We start from the raw sequence: 17,409 nt of genomic DNA, 5'->3' as shown, positions 1-17,409 counted from the left end.
GTTTACTCTCCGGGCGCATTGATATTGTTGAGAACGTAGTGCGGGACGGCGGCGTCCAGCCCCATTAATCGCGCCGTTTGTGCGGCCTGCCGCTGTGCGCTCACTCCAGCCTCATTGTGCAGGCACCACGCCTGCTGCCACTGCCCGCGCTGGCGCGAGACAAAAATTGTCGACGGCTCATCACACAGACTAAAGAGCGCATCGGCAGGCAGTGCGCCGCGCCATGCGTGAAGCTTTTGGTGCAGTGCGACATGAATACCGCCTACACGCAGTTTCCATTTACGGGCGGTGAGCAGTAAGGCCTGCCAGAGTGCTTCATCAATGGCTGCCACCAGCGCCGCTGCGCCGAATTGCGCCGAGATAAAAGCGGTTTTGCACGCCAGGACGTTGCGCCAGAAAGGTTGCCTGGCGGCCTCAGTAGCGGCGAAGCTGCGTAACTCCTCCGGCGTGTTCAGACCGGGCTGCCAGGGCACGGTAAAGTAGTAAATCCGGCTACTGCTCAGAGAGAAGCTAAGTTTCCCCCACCAGGGCATCCCTGGGGCGTGGGTGCTTAAAAGCCGGTCGAGCGCCTCATCCAGCGCGACTTGCGTACTTAATGCCTGTTCGCCGAGTACCCTGTTGCCCTGGCGCAGCACCAGCCGTTGCGGGTGAATGTCGCACTGCAACTCAGGCGGGAGGAGTGATAACACGGTTGATCTCCGAAAAAGTGGTTTTACCCTCCAGCACCGCGCGAATGGCAACGATATGCAGCGGAACAAACCCTTCTGCTAAAGCAATTTCACGCATCTGGCGTACCGAGGCCCGCACCTGCAGTGCCTCCTTCATTCTGTCGCTGAATGGCAAAACCTCTGCCAGTGCCAGCCGGCCGCGAAAACCGCTCTGTCGGCAGGCCGGGCAGCCGCGCCCTTTGCGCCACACCGGCGTCAGCGTATGTAACGCGCTCTGCCGCCACTGATGGAGATCCTGCTCGCTTGGCTGCGCCTCCTCCAGGCACTGCGGGCAGATGCCGCGCACCAGCCGCTGGGCCAGCACCCCGCGCAGCGCAGAGAGCAGGCTGTTGGCATCGACGTTCATATAGAGAAAGCGCTCCAGCACGCTGAAGACATCGTTGGCGTGTACCGAGGAGAGCACCAGGTGGCCGGTTAGCGCAGCCTGCACGGCGATGCCGGCGGTTTCGCTGTCGCGGATCTCGCCGACGAGGATGGTGTCCGGATCGTGGCGCAAAATGGCGCGCAGGCCGCGGGCAAAGGTGAGCCCTTTTTTGTCATTGACGGGAATTTGCAGCACATCGTTAAGCTGATACTCCACCGGATCTTCAATGGTGATGATTTTGCTGTCACCGGTGTTCAGCTCGCTCAGCGCGGCGTAAAGGGTGGTCGATTTGCCGCTGCCGGTCGGCCCGGTGACCAACACCATGCCGTGCGGCTGATGAGTCAACAGGCGGATTTCGCGCAGCGTATGGTCGTCAAAACCCAGCGTATCGAGGCTCAGAGTGCTGCTGTGGGACTTGTCGAGCACGCGTAATACGGCATCTTCGCCATGAATACCGGGTACGACTGAGACACGGAAATCGACCGGGCGCTGATGGATCATCGCCTTGAAACGGCCATCTTGTGGGATGCGCCGCTCCGAGATATCCATACTGCTCAATACTTTAATGCGCGAAATAATCTGGCCGGACGCCTGAGTGCCCGGGCAGTGGCGAATGGCGTGGATGACCCCATCGACGCGGTATTTCACCGCCAGGCCATCCGGCGCGGCGCTAAGGTGAATATCGCTGGCGCGGCTCTGGATCGCATCATAAAGCGTAGCGTTCACTAGCTTGATAATCGGGTTACTTTCACTGGCGATATTGCCGGGGGTGATCTCAAGAATCACCTCATCCTCGCCCTCTTCATTCGCCTGCTGTTCCAGTTGATCGAGCGTACGCTGCTGGCGGGCCAGCGCCTCAAGCTGCTCGCGTAACCAGCCGGGGGAAGCAATGGCAAGCGTAAGCGGTAGCTGCTGCGCCCACTGACGTAACGCCAGTGAGAAGGGGTCGCTGAGAAGCAACCACTGTCGGCCGCGCCAGCACACCGGCAGGACATGCATCGCCAGCGCGTCATTAAGGGCGACATGCTGAAAATCGACGGTGACCTCGTCTTCAGCGTCAGGCGTAAACAGCGCGATACCGAGCGCATCAGCCAACGCGGGCAACGCGGCGGGCGCGTCGTCAATCTGCTTCGCAAACGCCTCGCTGCGCTGGGCTTCATCAACTGCCAGTAAGCCATCAATCAGGGCGGAAACTTCCGGCTGTGACATCATCAGGACATACTCCCGGCCATCTCAAAAATGGGCATATAGAGGAGAAAAACCACCAGACCGACGATGCCGCCGACAACCATCATCAGTAATGGCTCAAACACGCGGGTGAAGGTATCGATGGCGCGCTCCAGCGCCTCGTCATAGAAGCCCGCAATGCGTTCGCACATACTGGCTAATTCACCGCTGCGCTCGCCCACCTGGAGTAAACGCATCGCCACCGGTGTGGTTAAGTGCTGACTCTCGAGCGACTCTGAGACGCTTTTGCCTGCCATCACATGCTCCACTACGGTGTTGAGCTGTGAGTGGTGACTGACCGGGATCACTGACTGAGCCAGGCGTAATGCATGGGTAACCGGTACGCCCCCCTCAAGCAGCAGCCCGAGGGTGCGGTAGAAACGGACCAGAATAGTGAGGAACTGCTGCTGGCGAAGCTGGGGGATCTTCATGACGGCTGTCATCATGAGCTGTTTGGTCCAGCTCTGTTTACACACCATAATCAGCGTAGCGATCGTGGTAAGGGTGCCTATCAGCAGCTCCGTTCCTGACTGCTTCACCAGTTGGCCCCACCATAAAATCAGCTCAGCACTGCGGCTAAGGGTATTAACACCCTCGAACACCTGTGAAAAGCTGGGCACGATAAAGCCCAACAGGAAGCAAACAATCAGCCCGCCGACCGTCAGCACAATCAATGGGTAGGTTAGGGTTCCGCGAATGCGTTTGCGCAACTGCTCAAGGCGTTGTTCATAGAAGTGATAACGTTTCAGGGCATTAGCCAGCTGGCCAGTTTGTTCAGAGGAGGCAACTGTGTTAACGAGTAGCGGCGGGAAAATGTCGGGTTGTGCAGCCATCGCCTGCGATAACTGGCTACCGGCGTAGAGCTTCTCCAGCAGTCCTTCCAGCATCTCCAGCGCCTGGTCATCGCTGGAGCAGGCGCAAAGGGTTTCGATCGCTTCCGTCACCACCAGCCCGGCATCCAGCAGCGCCATCAGCTCCTGCGTAAATAGCGTCAGCGAGACGCGCTTTGCCGGGTGCTGCGCCTGTTGCGCGACGCGCAGCACCACATAGCCTGCCTGTTGTAATTGGTGTCTGGCTAAAATGGGCGTATCAGCCTGGGTGCGGATTTTTTTGCGTTTGCCCTTTTCTAAATAGGTCACTTCCCAGGTGTTCATTTTTCCCATGCCGCCAACTCCTTATCGTTCCTTTTCAGCCGCTGATAAATACGCGCTACTTTTTGGCTGTAGCGCAGGCGTGCTAAATGCGTTTTCCTGTTACGGGCGTTCCCGGCGTTATACGCGCCAACCGCTTCCCAGCTATAACCAAACTGGCGTATTTGCCCGGCCAGCACCCAGGCACCCGCTATCACGTTTTGGCAGGGGTTATTTATCAACGAGCGCGCGGTGATGTGGTATCGCTTGAGCTGCGCGAAATGCTGGCTGTTAATCTGCATTAAGCCGACATCCGTCGAGCCATTTCGGTTTTTATGCACCACCGTTGGTGATAACCCCGACTCAACGACAGCAATCGCTTTTAATAATGCCGGCTCAATACCGTAACGCGCTCCGGCACGCTGCCAGCAATGGGCCTCGGCGCTATGCACGGCCAGTAAAGTGAGTACCAGCATTATCCGAATCATTATCAGAAGCCGTAGACAATGGCCTTGCCATTGTTATCAGTGGTAGAAATATCCACTTCGAATACGCTTTGCGATTGTCGGCTCGGGTTATGCCACTGATAGGCTTTCCCCCAGGGATCATGGGGAATTTTTTGTGCCAGATAGGGGCCGTTCCAGTTATTTACGTTGTCAGGCTTCTCAACCAGTACATTTAATCCCTCTGCCTCTGAAGGATAACTGCCGGTATCCAGCCGATATTGTGTTAATGCATCTGCAAAGGCGTGCATCTGGCGTAACGCAGTTTTTTCTTTTGCCTGATCGACATTGGAAAATAATTTCGGACCAACAAAGCCGGCCAGCAGCGCAATAATCATTAATACCACCAGCAGCTCAAGCAGTGTAAATCCTTGCTGCTGACTAATCTTAAGGCGTTGTTGGTTATTCATAATTCAGTTGCTCGCTCAAAGAATTGCCATTTACCGTGACTATTCTCCCCTGATACCACAGAGACGAAAGCTGATTGCTCCCGCTGCATTCAAGAATGCTCTACCCCTGCACGGAAAACTCTTTTCTGTAAAAGACCGCTGATTTTTCTTACTGGTCAGATAGAAATAAAATCAGGAACGCCGTATGGTGCTTTTGTACTCTTCATTCCTACAGGACGTTGGGAGGATAATTAATGCCAATTAATATATTGATTGCCGATGAGCATACGATAATACGCCGGGGGATGACCTCGATGATTAACTCTCTGAAAGCCAGTAATATCAACACAGAGAGATTAGATATAGAGGTTGTTGGCGACACACATGAACAAACAGAATTGTTGAACATTCTCGCAAATAAACAAGTTGATCTGCTTTTCCTTGGCTACGGACTGACGACAATAAAAACCGGCAGCCCCTTATCAGAATTAGATGGCATCGCACTGGTCAAATGGATTTCAGGCCGTTATCCCAAAACAAAAATCATCTTCTTATCCCCGTATAACAATACCAACCTTATTCGAATCGCCCTCGAAGCCGGTGCAAAAGGGTATATCAGCCGTAATACCAGTGAACGCACATTATGGCGCGCGATGGCCACCGTATTAATGGATGAAGTCTATATTGAGCGCGGCTTGATGGACTCTCTTTTCCGCCGCGATGCTATTACGCCGCAGGAGCTTTCGACCCGCGAAAGCGAAGTACTTCGCTTGCTCTGTCGTGGTCTTTCGCTGACCACCATCTCGAGGCGCATGAATATCAGTATCAAAACGGTGAGCGCGCATAAACTGCGGGCAATGGCGAAACTGAATGTGCGGACCGACTGCCAGCTCTACTGCCTGCTGTTTCAGACACGAATGTTTGATATCGCGATGTAATCGCCAAGCCAGCCATTTCACTCCACGCGCCCACTACGCAAGCGTAATAAAACAAGGCCATCCAGTTACTGCATGGCCTTGTTTCGTCTGCTGCGTATTACTTCATTTCGCTCCAGACTTCATGTTCCCCCGGTTGGTTGCCCCGCGTCCACCAGCGTGCCTGATACTCTTTCCCGTTCCACGACACTTTATCGCCGCTAAAATAGATAGCGTCATTGCGCCACTCTGTCGGGAGATCGCTCTGAGGGCCTTCATCCGGTGCAGGCGTGTTATGTCCGCCGAAGTCGACGTCAATCACGTTGTAAAATGTAGCGGCCGTATCGGCAACATCCCATGTTGCGAAGATCACATGATAGCCCTGCCGTTCGGGAACCATGCACTCATGCGCCAGATCCGGGCCGGTACTGGGCTGAATGTTTTTTCCATCGATATGACAAAAGGGTTCTGCCTCAAAGGAGGCGCGCGTTAGGGGCTGCGCGGGATTCCAGTCGCTTTTCGTCAGGTAGTAGTCCCAGGATTTGGTTTTGTGCGGCGCGGTATAGGTCCAGGTAAAGGCATGCTTGCCGACGCTGATAGGGTGCTTCGCCCAACGCGTTTCGCTCTGCTCATCCAGCCGCCCCATAGAGGCTAATCCCGCGCTGGCGAGATGACCATCCGCAGGCCCCTGGTCGACAGCGGGAAAACCATCGGGACCCTCAACGCTTTGCATCTCATACAGCGGACCGCTGCCGCACTCTTTATTTTGATAGCCCATATTGGCGTTACACATATATGCGCGTGACGCCGGGAGTGAGACATAGCCATGTGCCAGCGCACCACCTGCCATACATAATGTAAAGATCGCCAGGCCTATTTTTGAATAAGTCATACGTGCTCCGTTTATTAGTGAATATAAATCCACAGAGCTAAGTTAATTACTTATAGCCCCGGCAGTAATATCAACTTTCCTGTATCTCTACAGAGGCAGAGTAATAAGGCGAGGAAAATTCCCATTGAAAATAAATTAAAAAAAAGCCGCAATGCGAACATTGCGGCAAAACATCAAAAGATTAACTCAACTAGAACTTACTCAACTACCTGCCACACTTCATTCGTTCCTGGCTCATTACCACGGGTCCACCAACGTGCTTTATATTCCAGCCCTTTCCAGGAGACGCTATCACCTCCAACATAGATCTTATCGCTCTGCCACACTTCAGCAACACCCGGGTTATCCGGCTCATCGGGATCTGAGGCACTATCCTCCTCAGGGAGATGCTGAATGGTCAACGTCAATGGCAGCGAGTCATGCACGCCATCATTTACCGTCAGGTTGAAGACCAGTGTGCTCGCCTGCTCCGGCGCATTGAGCGTAAAGCTTGCCTTCTGCTGATTTGTACTGTCCAGCGTTACATGCGGACCTGAAACCTGCGTCCAGCTCCAGCTAAGCGCAGCGCCTTCCGGATCCGTTGATGCAGAGCCATCTAGCACCACGGTGGCAGCACCGGTCACCGTTTGCGGATAAGTGGCTTTCGCCACAGGAATATGGTTCTCCACCTGCGGCGCGTCGCCGTCCGCCGCCTGTTTCATCTCATTGATATAGCTCACCTGGTCGGGAAAACTCATCGACACATTATTGGAACCCAGTGCCCAGACAAAAACGCCGCCGTATCCCTGTTCAGCCTGCCAGGCCGCACGCGCCAGGTTATTCTCTTTAGATTCAACATAGCGGCCTTCCGGCCCCCACTGGGAGTTAATGGTATTACCGAGAATAACCTTCTTCTTATCGCCCACCGCACGCGCATAGTTGGCCATGGCAACGTCATAACGGAAACGCGGACCGGCGTCATAGGTCATGACGTTGAAGAAATCGAACACATCGCGCCCGGCGGTAAGCAGCCCCAGCACTTCCCCGTGGTGGGCCGAGCGAGCATCCTCAATAAACGAGCAGTTCTCCATAACCGATGGGCTGGCACAGGCTTCGGGATCTGCCCCGACGTGATAGGTGGTCAGGCTCAGCACCTTACCGCTCTCCTTTCCGAGCAGCGCTTTAACGCGTTTCGCCAGGATAAGCAGATTTTGGTTCTCCTGCGGCGTCAGGCGGGCCACTTTTTCATAGTCGAAATCGATGCCATCCAGTTGAACCGTACCGGCTTTCTGGTAGCTCGCCATATTGCAGGTTTTATCCCAGTTGGTGCTTAAGCAGTCGCCCACCATCTCTTCCGGCTTCATATCTTTTTTGTAAACGGGGAAGTCGGTTTTCAGCAGTTTAACCAGTCCCTGCGTGATCTTTTCCCGGCTTGCCGCATCGGCGATATAACCCCACATTCTTTCATAGGTCTCCCCCCCGAAAGCCACCAGTATGCGTTTAGATGGCGCTGCCAGCTTGGTCTGCGTCCAGGAAGTATAGGAAGGGGAAAGCCAATAAGGATCGTACTCGACAGGATTAATGATGTTGTCCGAAGAGGAGATTTCACCATTCTGATTCCATCCGCCAAAAGAGAGGAGGAAGGTATCCACATTGGACTTCTCTAACTGGGTTGCGGCATCCTGTGGAAGCCCCCAGGATGTCAGGTAACTCATGATACGGTTATTTTCAGCCGCTAACACAGATTGCGTCAGTAATACCGAGCCAATCAAGGCAGCTAAAGAGAGCTTTTTCAATGTAACCTCCTGTTACAGGGTAAGTAATTATTCTGTCCTCCATCTTAATCCCGGCCGTTAATAATCCTATTAGCGACCTCTTTTCTGGGTTGAGAAGCAAGAGGTATTAACAAGGAAAATTCCTGGCAACAATCGATGCTATTTTTCACTCGCCCATAAGCACCGCGTTTATATTATCCATTGTGCAATCTCCTGCTGGCTGCAAGGTTTAAATAAGCAGCCATCCATGCCCGCATTTTTGCACTCCTCAATAATGTCGCTCTCAGCAATTGCAGTACAACCTAGCAGCGTTGCCGGAAAAATAGCGCGCTGCTGCTCCTGAAAACGAATGGTTCTCGCAAGCTGAAAGCCATCGACCTGCGGCATATTGCAATCCATCAGAATGTAATCAAATCGCTGGGCATGCCATTTTGCCAGCGCCTCCTCTGCGCTTTCCGCTTGCGTCACCTGGTGGCCAAGGAGTTCAAGCTGGTGGCGCAGCAGCAGCAGACTTGGCCGGTAATCATCAACAATCAGCACCCGCTTGCCCCCCGCAGTCGAACCCGCGCCCACGGTCAGGCTTCTCTGCACAGGCTGGGGTTTGTTGGATGCCGGTAAAGTGAGGTGCAACGTAACGCAGGTCCCTTTGCCTGGCGTGCTGGCAAGTATGAGTTCCCCCGACATTAACTCGCACAGCGCCCGGCAGATGGCGAGGCCAAGGCCCGAGCCGTTTTGCGCACCATTCTCACGGGAGCAGAATTGAGTGAAAGGGGTAAAAAGCCGTGCCTGGTGCTCTGGTGCAATGCCTGGTCCGCTATCAATAACGGTCAGTGATACCGCAACCCGCTGCGTTTCTGCCGGGTGGTGAGCGAGCGTAATGCGGATCTCCCCTTCATGGGTGAACTTAATGGCGTTACTCACCAGGTTGGAGAGGATCTGTTTGTAGCGCCAGGGGTCAATCTGCACCGGGCAACGCTCGCCACCCACGACCGAAAAATGGATGGCAAGCTGCTTTTGCACGCTCGCCTCTTCAAAAAGCTGCACCACCGAGCGGGTGAGGCTAACCAACTCTTGCGCAGAGGATTCAAGAGTCATATGGCCCGACTCAATACGCGAAATATCCAGAACATCGCTCACCAATACCAGCAAATCTTTTGCCGCATCGTGGGCTACCTCCAGCATCGGCTGCGCATGCTGCGTCCGGGCATTCTGTTTAATCTGCAGCTCCAGAATGCCGAGGATCGCATTGAGCGGTGTGCGGATTTCATGGCTCATCATGGCGAGAAAGTGGCTTTTCGCAAGGCTTGAGGAGTCTGTCTCTTCGCGCGCGGGGTTGCGCCTACGGACGCACTGTGCGAGCCCGTAAATCAAGGTGAGGAGGAGTACGCCCATAAGAATTACGGCCAGCAAGAATGCGTCGTGCCCACGCGCAGGGGCAGCGGCATACACAGGCAATGAGCAGGAAAGTAGCCCCGGAATAAAAGTAAGCCATAAAAGGCGATAAGAAGAGAGGCTGTGCATGATCTGCTCCGCTTTAAATAGATTCACCATTAAGAGAAGGGAGAGCTATTTAACCGGAGCATCACGCTAATGGTAGCCGGATAAAAGCCTCTTACATTGACGAAGCGACGCAAACAGCACTGAAATAAAATTGATGCGCATCTTTTCGCTCTCCTGCGCGTCTATTACACCGCTCTCCAGAAGCGCGGGCAGGCGCTCCATAATAATGCAGCTTCGTCGGGCACGGCCCATGCCCAGCAAGTGCCAGGAGGATTTCATTCGATGGGCAATATCTGCGATTGCCGTGAACGACATCTGGGCAGGCAAGCTGGTCAGGTGGCAGATATCATCTCTGAGCGTCTGGATAAGCACCGGGATCATCGCATCCATAACCGCCTGCTGCTCGCCTGCCAGTGCATTTAGCTCGCTGAGGTTCATCGCTTGCGGCACGCCACAGGGTATAGCTACGGTTATCGGTAAGGCGATAAGCCAATCAAAGCCATTAAGACGTAACAGAGAAAGATTTAAGTTTTCCGGCGCCGCGCTGCAGGCTAATAGCAGCGCCGGTGGCGTAAAGGTGCCCAACAGTTCGGCCGCCAGCACCCGGCTAATAAACTTCAGGCCGGGGTTAAAATAATGGGTTAAATCAATTATCAAGGCGTTCCAGCGCTGATGGCGCAACGCGCCGATAGCAGATTCGCTATTAATAACGTCAATCTTATTAACAAGATCCTGGCGGCACTGCTGCGTTAAGAGCCGCTGCTGCGATGAGTCAAAGGTGACGAGGAGGTTAGCTGCTTTTTCCATCTTAACTATTGACGATCAGCTGAATAGCCCAAGCTGCTGTAGCTGTTGATAAAGCTCATATTCGGTGGTGACGCCGAGCTTTCGCATCGCGCTCTTCTTTTGTGCGCTAACGGTTTGTTTGGTGCGATTAAGACGGGCGCTGATATCGCTTACCGTTAAGCCACGCAGTAACAGCCGCAGTACTTCGCTCTCTTTGGGTGTCAGACTGATGCCTGTCGAGGCCAGTGCGTCGGCGGTTGGTTTGCTGAACGCAGAGGTGCCGCTAAGCCCTTTAATGAAATGCACTAACTCCGTTGCAAGACCCGCTTTACTGATCACGGCATGCACGCCGAGCTGCCGTAACGCGCGCTGAATACCAGGGTTATGGATCATTGTCACCACAATAATCACCAGAGCGGGCCAGCGCCGTTTAATTAACTGAATAAGCGCGAGGCCATCGTTATATTTATCCCCTGGCATACTGAAGTCTGTAACCAGAATGTCGATATCATGAAATTCGAGCTTGCTTATTACCTCATCGGTTGTGAGAGCCTCATCAACAATATGATATTGACCGGCAAGCGGTGAGAGTAATGCGCGCAGTCCCATTAAATAGATGGGGTGGTCGTCTGCTATCAGGATCCTTTTTTCCATTACCATGCTTATGGATTACTATTGGCATCATTGTCGCGAGAGTGGCGGCTACTCTAACAAAAAAGCTCCCGGCGCAGGATGAATATTTATTAGTAATCAAGGACGAGGCATAAATAAATGCGCATAACCAATATAAACAATAAATGAAAAATAATGGACCGATAAAGATTATATATATTTCAGGCAAAAAAAACCGCAACGTTACGCTGCGGTTTTTTTATTGCCAGTTTGTTACGGCAGAATGGAAGGCTGATCTGCCCCCTCTTTTTCCACTTTCTGCTGCAGGAGATGCTCACGCTTCATCCCAAGTTTCAGCGCCAGCGCCGAAGCAACATAGATGGAAGAGGCCGTACCGATTGCTACACCGATCAGCATCGTCAGCGAGAAGCCTTTCAGCATCGCGCCGCCGAAGAGATAGAGCATCAGGATCACCACAAGCGTTGTGCCAGAGGTGATCAAGGTACGATGCAGCGTCTGCGTCAGTGAGATGTTGAAGATCTCATACGACGTACCGCGACGGATCTTACGGAAGTTCTCACGGATACGGTCCGATACCACGATACTGTCGTTGAGCGAGTAACCGATCACCGACATCAGCGACGCCACGATGGTCAGATCAACCTCGATCTGGAACAGCGACAGCACGCCCATGGTAATAATGACGTCGTGCGCCAGCGCGATAACCACGCCCGCCGCCAGTCGCCATTCGAAGCGGAAACCGACATAGACAAGGATGCTGATCAGCGCCACCAGCAGCGCCATGCCGCCGGTTTGTGCCAGGTCCGCACCCACGCTCGGGCCGACGAACTCAATACGCTTCACGGCAGCATTCTGGCTGGTGGCTTCATTAATCACACTAACCACTTTGCTGCCCAGCATCTGCCCGCCATTATCGCTCTGCGCGGGCGGCATACGTACCATGATGTCGCGGCTGCTGCCGAAGTTCTGCAGCAGCGGATCCTGAAAGCCCGCTTTCTCCAGCGCTTCGCGCATGACGTCCATATCCGCCGGTTTCTCCAGCGAGATTTCGATGACCGTACCGCCGGTAAAATCCAGGCCCCAGTTAAAGCCGCGAACGCCCATCACGATGATGGAGAGGATCAGCAGCGCGCCGGAAATGATAAAAGCCCAGTTATCCCAGCGCATAAAGTCCCAGACTTTACGGCCATGGTTCAATTGTTCAACAGTATAATCCTGTGCCACAACGCACTCCTCAGATAGACAGCTTGTTAATGCGTTTGCCGCCGTACAACAGGTTGACGATGGCACGGGTACCGACAATTGCGGTGAACATGGACGTCGCCACACCGATACCGGTGGTGATTGCAAAGCCTTTGATTGAGCCAGTACCAACCGCGTAAAGGATAAGCACTTTGATCAACGTGGTGATGTTGGCATCGAAAATGGACGAGAACGCGCCCTGATAACCTTCGTGAATCGCCTGCTGTACGGATCGCCCGTTACTCAGCTCTTCTTTAATACGCTCGTTTATCAGTACGTTAGCATCCACCGCTACCGCAAGGGTTAGCACGATCCCCGCAATCCCCGGCATCGTCAGCGTTGCACCCGGCAACAGGGACATGATGCCGACAATCAGCACCAGGTTTGCCAGCAGCGCCGAGGTCGCGATCAGGCCAAACTTCTTATAGAAGAAGATCATAAAGATAATCGACACTGCAAGACCGGCCAGACACGCTTCCAGACCCTGAGTGATGTTCTGCGCGCCAAGGGTTGGACCGATGGTACGCTCTTCCACAATCTGAATCGGCGCAATCAACGCGCCCGCACGCAGCAGCAGGGAAAGCTGACGCGCTTCGGCCGCTTCTTTGATGTCTGTGATACGGAAGCTGTTGCCGAGGCGAGACCGGATGCTGGCGATGTTAATCACCTCTTCCTGCTTCACCAGAATCGCGCGACCGTTGGCATCTTTTTTACCGCTGTCTTTGTACTCCACAAACAGGGTCGCCATCGGTTTATTGATGTTGTCCTTGGTGAAGTTAGACATGATGTTACCGCCGGCGCTATCCAGTGAAATGTTCACCTGCGGCACGTTGTACTCATCCATACTGGAGGTTGAGTCGGTAATGTGGTCGCCGGTGAGGATCACACGTTTGTAGAGCACAACCGGCTGCCCTTCACGCGTCATTTTCACTTCGGAGTCACCCGGAATACGACCATTTGCCGCAGCGGAGGCATCAACATTAGTGTTGACCAGACGGAACTCAAGCGTTGCGGTCGCGCCCAGAATCTCTTTCGCGCGCGCCGTATCCTGAATACCCGGCAGTTCAACCACAATGCGATCAGCACCCTGGCGCTGAACCAGCGGCTCGGCTACGCCAAGCTGGTTAACACGGTTACGCAGGATATTGATGTTCTGCTGAACAGCATATTCACGGGCTTCGCTCAGGCGCGCATCGCTCATCACCACGCGCAGCACGTTGTCGCCCTGGTTAGAGAAGACGAGATCGCGATGACGGCCGGTCAGATAGGTATTCGCCCGATCGCGCGCTGCGCTGTCGCGGAACTGAATGCTAAGACCATAATTATCTTCCTTACGCACGGTGGAGTAAGGAATGCCTTTTTCCCGCAGATCGCTGCGCAGGCTGTCGATATTCTGTTCCTGCAGTTTGCCCAGCGCCGTTTGCATATCCACTTCCATCAGGAAGTGAACCCCGCCACGCAAGTCGAGGCCGAGTTTCATCGGTTCAGCTTTAATGAGGGAGAGCCAGCGAGGCGTAGCTGGTGCCAGGTTGAGTGCGACAACATACTTGTCGCCTAATGCGCTGAGCAGGACTTCACGCGCGCGCAGCTGGGTGTCCGTCGATTCAAAGCGAGCAAGTACCGTGCCCTCTTCCATCGCCACAGATTTCCAGCGAATTTTTTCTTTTGTTAGTTCGTTCCGGACCTGGATCAGAGTTTGTTCGCTGGCGGCGACACCGCGCGCGCCAGAGATCTGAACAGCCGGATCCTCACCATAGAGGTTGGGAAGTGCGTAAAGCAGGCCGACGATAAGAACGACGACCAGCATGATGTACTTCCACAAAGGATAACGGTTTAACACGGCAGTTCCCTTTGGGAAAAACGAAAATTACAGCGCCTTCATGGTGCCTTTCGGCAGAACGGCAGCTACGAAGTCACGTTTGATTACCACTTCAGTGGTGTCGTTCAGTGCGATAGCAATGTAGCCAGTTTCCGCTACTTTGGTTACGCGCCCAACCAGGCCACCATTGGTCAGCACTTCATCGCCTTTCGCGATGGAGTCCATCAGCTTTTTATGCTCTTTGGTACGTTTTTGCTGCGGGCGCAGGATCATGAAATAGAAGATCAGACCAAATACAACCAGCATCAGGATCAGAGACATCGGGCTGCCCTGTGCCGGTGCGCCTGCTGCCGCTACCGCGTCAGAAATAAAAAAGCTCATTCAAATTCCCTCATTATTAAATTAATCAACGTTCAAAGGTGGAACCGGTCGACCCTGACGCTGGTAAAAATCTGCTACGAAGCTCTCTAATTTACCCTCTTCAATAGCCTTGCGTAAACCAGCCATTAAGCGCTGATAGTAGCGCAGGTTATGAATGGTATTGAGACGCGCGCCCAGTATTTCGTTGCAACGATCGAGATGATGCAAGTAGGCGAGCGAATAATTGCGACAGGTGTAGCAATCACACTCAGCATCGAGCGGGCTGGTGTCGCTTTTATATTTTGCGTTACGGATTTTCACCACGCCGTTGGTCACGAACAGATGGCCGTTACGCGCGTTGCGCGTCGGCATCACGCAGTCAAACATGTCAATGCCGCGACGCACGCCTTCGACCAGATCTTCCGGCTTACCTACGCCCATCAGGTAACGCGGTTTGTCTGCGGGGATCTGCGGACAGACATGCTCCAGAATGCGGTGCATATCCTCTTTCGGTTCGCCCACAGCAAGACCGCCGACAGCGTAGCCATCAAAGCCTATCTCTACCAGACCTTTGACGGAGATATCGCGTAAATCTTCGTAAACACTGCCCTGAATAATACCGAACAGCGCATTTTTGTTACCCAACCCGTCAAAGCGGTCGCGGCTGCGTTTCGCCCAGCGCAGGGACATCTCCATTGAGCGTTTGGCGTAATCCCAGTCCGCCGGATATGGCGTACACTCGTCAAAGATCATCACGATATCGGAGCCGAGATCGTACTGAATCTCCATCGATTTTTCCGGATCGAGGAAGATCGGATCGCCGTTGATCGGGTTACGGAAGTGAACGCCCGCTTCGGTGATTTTGCGGATGTCGCCGAGGCTGAATACCTGGAAACCGCCGGAATCGGTGAGGATTGGCCCTTTCCACTGCATAAAGTCGTGCAGATCGCCATGCAGCTTCATGATCTCCTGCCCGGGGCGCAGCCACAGGTGGAAGGTATTACCCAGAATAATCTGCGCGCCGGTGGCTTCGACCTCTTCCGGGGTCATCCCTTTGACGGTGCCGTAGGTGCCAACAGGCATAAACGCCGGCGTTTCTACCACGCCGCGCTCAAACACCAGCCGGCCGCGGCGGGCGCGACCGTCGGTGGTATCCAGTTCGAATTTCATCTTTTCTCCAACACCAGATAGACAGTCTGATGATTACTCTTTGTTGCGGATTCACTCCACAACCTCGAATTGGCCAATCCGCACACGGGCGTTATTGGCGCAGCCACTCTGCACCGACAGCGCGCAGCACGTGGGGCGTGCGAGCACTGCAGGGATGCAGACTGGCAAGTAAAATTTCCCTGTTAAGGGCGCTCTAAAACAGCCTGCGGATTGTACGTGATAAACATCGCGTCCCCGTAACTAAAAAAGCGATATTTTTCAGCAACTGCGGCGCGGTACGCATTCATGGTGTGCTGATACCCCGCGAAAGCAGAGACCAGCATGATCAGCGTCGATTCCGGCAGGTGAAAGTTGGTGACCAGTGCATCAATCACTTTGTATTGATAGCCCGGATAGATAAAGATTTGCGTGTCGCCAAAGAAGGGTGCGATCAGATCTTCTTTTGCCGCCTGCGCCGCGCTCTCCAGCGAGCGCACGGAGGTCGTGCCGACTGCGATTACGCGGTTGCCGCGCGCTTTTGCCGCCAGCACCGCATCAACCACCTCTTGCGGCACTTCGGCATATTCGGAGTGCATAATGTGATCTTCGATGCTATCAACGCGCACCGGCTGGAAGGTACCGGCACCGACGTGCAGCGTGACAAAAGCCATCTCAATGCCTTTGTTGCGCAGGCGATCCAGCAGCGGCTCATCAAAGTGCAGACCCGCCGTCGGCGCGGCAACGGCACCCGGCTTCTGGCTGTAGACCGTTTGGTAGAGTTCACGGTCGGCTTCTTCATCCGGGCGATCGATATAGGGCGGCAGCGGCATATGGCCGATGGCGTTCAGGATATCGAGCACCGGGCGCTCATCATGGAATTCTACTTCAAACAGCGCATCGTGGCGGGCAACCATGGTGGCCTGAATATCTTCCGCATCGCCCAGCAGCAGCTCGGCACCCGGCTTCGGCGCTTTAGACGCGCGAATATGTGCCAGAATACGTTTGTCGTCGAGCATGCGCTCAACCAGCACTTCAATCTTGCCGCCGCTGGCTTTACGCCCGAAAAGACGCGCCGGAATTACGCGGGTGTTGTTGAACACCAGCAGGTCGCCCGGGTTGAGCTTATCGAGCAGATCGGTGAAAGTACCGTGCGTCAGCGCGCCTGTTGGGCCATCCAGCGACAGTAAGCGACAGCTGCTGCGCTCAGGCTGTGGATAGTGGGCAATCAGGGATTCGGGTAACTCAAAGGAGAAATCGGTAACGCGCATGACACTGACTCGAGACATAAAATAAGAGGCGGGTAGTCTAGTGCCCACGCCCCTTCGCTGCAACCGTTAGCCGCTTTTGGATAAATAATAGAGATGAATTTTTTAGCGCACCTGCACCTTGCCCACCTGGCGAACAGCTCTCTTGCCGGCAACCTGCTGGCGGATTTTGTCCGCGGCAACCCGGAAAACCTCTACACACCGGAGGTGGTGGCAGGGATCCATATGCATCGCCGTATTGATGTACTGACCGACAACCTGCCGGAGGTGAAAATCGCCCGCGAGTGGTTTCGCCCCGAAACGCGTCGCGTCGCGCCGATTACGCTGGATGTGATGTGGGATCACTTTCTTTCGCGCCACTGGGCGCAGGTCTCGCCCAACATCGAACTGGCGGATTTTATCCGCTATGCCCATGCGCAGGTGGCGACCATTCTGCCCGATTCGCCGCCGCGTTTTGTCAATCTGAACAATTACTTATGGTCGGAACGCTGGATGGAGCGCTACGGCGAGATGGCGTTTATCCAGAATGTGCTCAACGGCATGGCGAGCCGCCGCCCGCGGCTGGCGGCGCTGCGCGACTCGTGGCAGGATCTTGACGCCAATTATCAGGCGCTGGAGACGCAGTTCTGGACGTTTTACCCGCGCATGATGGCGCAGGCGCAGGCGGGGACGTTGTAAAGGCTGTCACGTTTGGCATTGCATTGCCGGATGGCGGCTAGCATCTTATCCGGCCTACAAGGTGGTGCAACGCAGC

General features: G+C 54.3%; 17 protein-coding genes. 2 read left to right on the top strand and 15 right to left on the bottom strand.

What is annotated here, in order from left to right:
* Positions 1-2 precede the first annotated feature (2 nt).
* From HF650_RS05500 to gspG, 5 genes are read right to left on the bottom strand one after another with little or no spacing between them, the layout of a single operon-like run.
* Positions 3-689 carry a hypothetical protein gene (locus HF650_RS05500; protein WP_187801511.1) on the bottom strand — a complete coding sequence of 229 codons (687 nt, stop codon included), beginning with the start codon at positions 687-689 and terminating at the stop codon, positions 3-5.
* Positions 667-2,304, bottom strand: coding sequence for a GspE/PulE family protein (locus HF650_RS05495; protein WP_187801510.1), 1,638 nt, complete (start codon positions 2,302-2,304; stop codon positions 667-669). The genes HF650_RS05500 and HF650_RS05495 overlap by 23 nt, the downstream gene beginning before the upstream one ends.
* Positions 2,304-3,482: a type II secretion system F family protein gene (locus HF650_RS05490; RefSeq protein WP_187801509.1), complete on the bottom strand. Its 1,179-nt coding sequence runs from the start codon at positions 3,480-3,482 to the stop codon at positions 2,304-2,306. Before HF650_RS05490 ends, HF650_RS05495 begins: the two co-directional genes overlap by 1 nt.
* A complete protein-coding gene (locus HF650_RS05485) occupies positions 3,470-3,925 on the bottom strand; it encodes a lytic transglycosylase domain-containing protein (protein WP_223284273.1) in 456 nt (151 codons plus the stop codon). Before HF650_RS05485 ends, HF650_RS05490 begins: the two co-directional genes overlap by 13 nt.
* A gap of 14 nt (positions 3,926-3,939) precedes the next feature.
* Positions 3,940-4,362 (bottom strand): type II secretion system major pseudopilin GspG, encoded by a 423-nt coding sequence (gene gspG, locus HF650_RS05480; RefSeq protein WP_187801507.1) that lies wholly within the window; start codon positions 4,360-4,362, stop codon positions 3,940-3,942.
* 233 nt (positions 4,363-4,595) lie between these two features.
* Here gspG and HF650_RS05475 point away from each other — a divergent pair, with 233 nt between their 5' ends.
* A complete protein-coding gene (locus HF650_RS05475) occupies positions 4,596-5,279 on the top strand; it encodes a response regulator transcription factor (protein ID WP_034814117.1) in 684 nt (227 codons plus the stop codon).
* A 97-nt stretch (positions 5,280-5,376) separates the two neighbouring features.
* On the opposite strand, the gene HF650_RS05470 is transcribed toward HF650_RS05475, so the two are convergent.
* The 10 genes from HF650_RS05470 to queA form a co-directional block, all read right to left on the bottom strand.
* Positions 5,377-6,147, bottom strand: a complete 771-nt coding sequence (locus HF650_RS05470; protein WP_187802614.1) for a lytic polysaccharide monooxygenase — start codon at positions 6,145-6,147, stop codon at positions 5,377-5,379.
* 197 nt (positions 6,148-6,344) lie between these two features.
* Entirely contained in the window at positions 6,345-7,922 is a 1,578-nt protein-coding gene (locus HF650_RS05465; RefSeq protein ID WP_187801506.1) for a glycosyl hydrolase family 18 protein, read from the bottom strand.
* Between the two features lie 168 nt (positions 7,923-8,090).
* Positions 8,091-9,293 (bottom strand): ATP-binding protein, encoded by a 1,203-nt coding sequence (locus tag HF650_RS05460; RefSeq protein ID WP_187801505.1) that lies wholly within the window; start codon positions 9,291-9,293, stop codon positions 8,091-8,093.
* A 195-nt stretch (positions 9,294-9,488) separates the two neighbouring features.
* Entirely contained in the window at positions 9,489-10,208 is a 720-nt protein-coding gene (locus tag HF650_RS05455; protein WP_187801504.1) for an Hpt domain-containing protein, read from the bottom strand.
* A gap of 15 nt (positions 10,209-10,223) precedes the next feature.
* Positions 10,224-10,841: a response regulator gene (locus HF650_RS05450; RefSeq protein WP_223284272.1), complete on the bottom strand. Its 618-nt coding sequence runs from the start codon at positions 10,839-10,841 to the stop codon at positions 10,224-10,226.
* 231 nt (positions 10,842-11,072) lie between these two features.
* The gene (gene secF, locus HF650_RS05445) at positions 11,073-12,044 is read right to left on the bottom strand and encodes a protein translocase subunit SecF (RefSeq protein ID WP_187801502.1); all 972 of its coding nucleotides are present in this window, start codon (positions 12,042-12,044) and stop codon (positions 11,073-11,075) included.
* A gap of 10 nt (positions 12,045-12,054) precedes the next feature.
* Positions 12,055-13,902 (bottom strand): protein translocase subunit SecD, encoded by a 1,848-nt coding sequence (secD, locus tag HF650_RS05440; RefSeq protein WP_187801501.1) that lies wholly within the window; start codon positions 13,900-13,902, stop codon positions 12,055-12,057.
* Between the two features lie 27 nt (positions 13,903-13,929).
* A complete protein-coding gene (gene yajC, locus HF650_RS05435; protein WP_187801500.1) occupies positions 13,930-14,262 on the bottom strand; it encodes a preprotein translocase subunit YajC in 333 nt (110 codons plus the stop codon).
* Positions 14,263-14,283: 21 nt separating this feature from the next.
* Positions 14,284-15,411, bottom strand: coding sequence for a tRNA guanosine(34) transglycosylase Tgt (gene tgt / locus HF650_RS05430; protein ID WP_023481912.1), 1,128 nt, complete (start codon positions 15,409-15,411; stop codon positions 14,284-14,286).
* 182 nt (positions 15,412-15,593) lie between these two features.
* On the bottom strand, positions 15,594-16,658 hold the full coding sequence (gene queA, locus HF650_RS05425) for a tRNA preQ1(34) S-adenosylmethionine ribosyltransferase-isomerase QueA (protein ID WP_187801499.1): 1,065 nt from the start codon (positions 16,656-16,658) through the stop codon (positions 15,594-15,596).
* A 93-nt stretch (positions 16,659-16,751) separates the two neighbouring features.
* Between queA and acpH the strand changes: the two genes are divergently transcribed.
* Positions 16,752-17,333, top strand: a complete 582-nt coding sequence (gene acpH / locus HF650_RS05420; protein ID WP_187801498.1) for an ACP phosphodiesterase — start codon at positions 16,752-16,754, stop codon at positions 17,331-17,333.
* Positions 17,334-17,409: the final 76 nt, after the last annotated feature.

Origin of the sequence: Kosakonia sp. SMBL-WEM22 (assembly GCF_014490785.1) — a bacterium.
Lineage (GTDB): Bacteria > Pseudomonadota > Gammaproteobacteria > Enterobacterales > Enterobacteriaceae > Kosakonia.
Note: the sequence above shows the minus strand (reverse complement) of the source record. Positions and strands in the feature narration are given on the sequence as shown.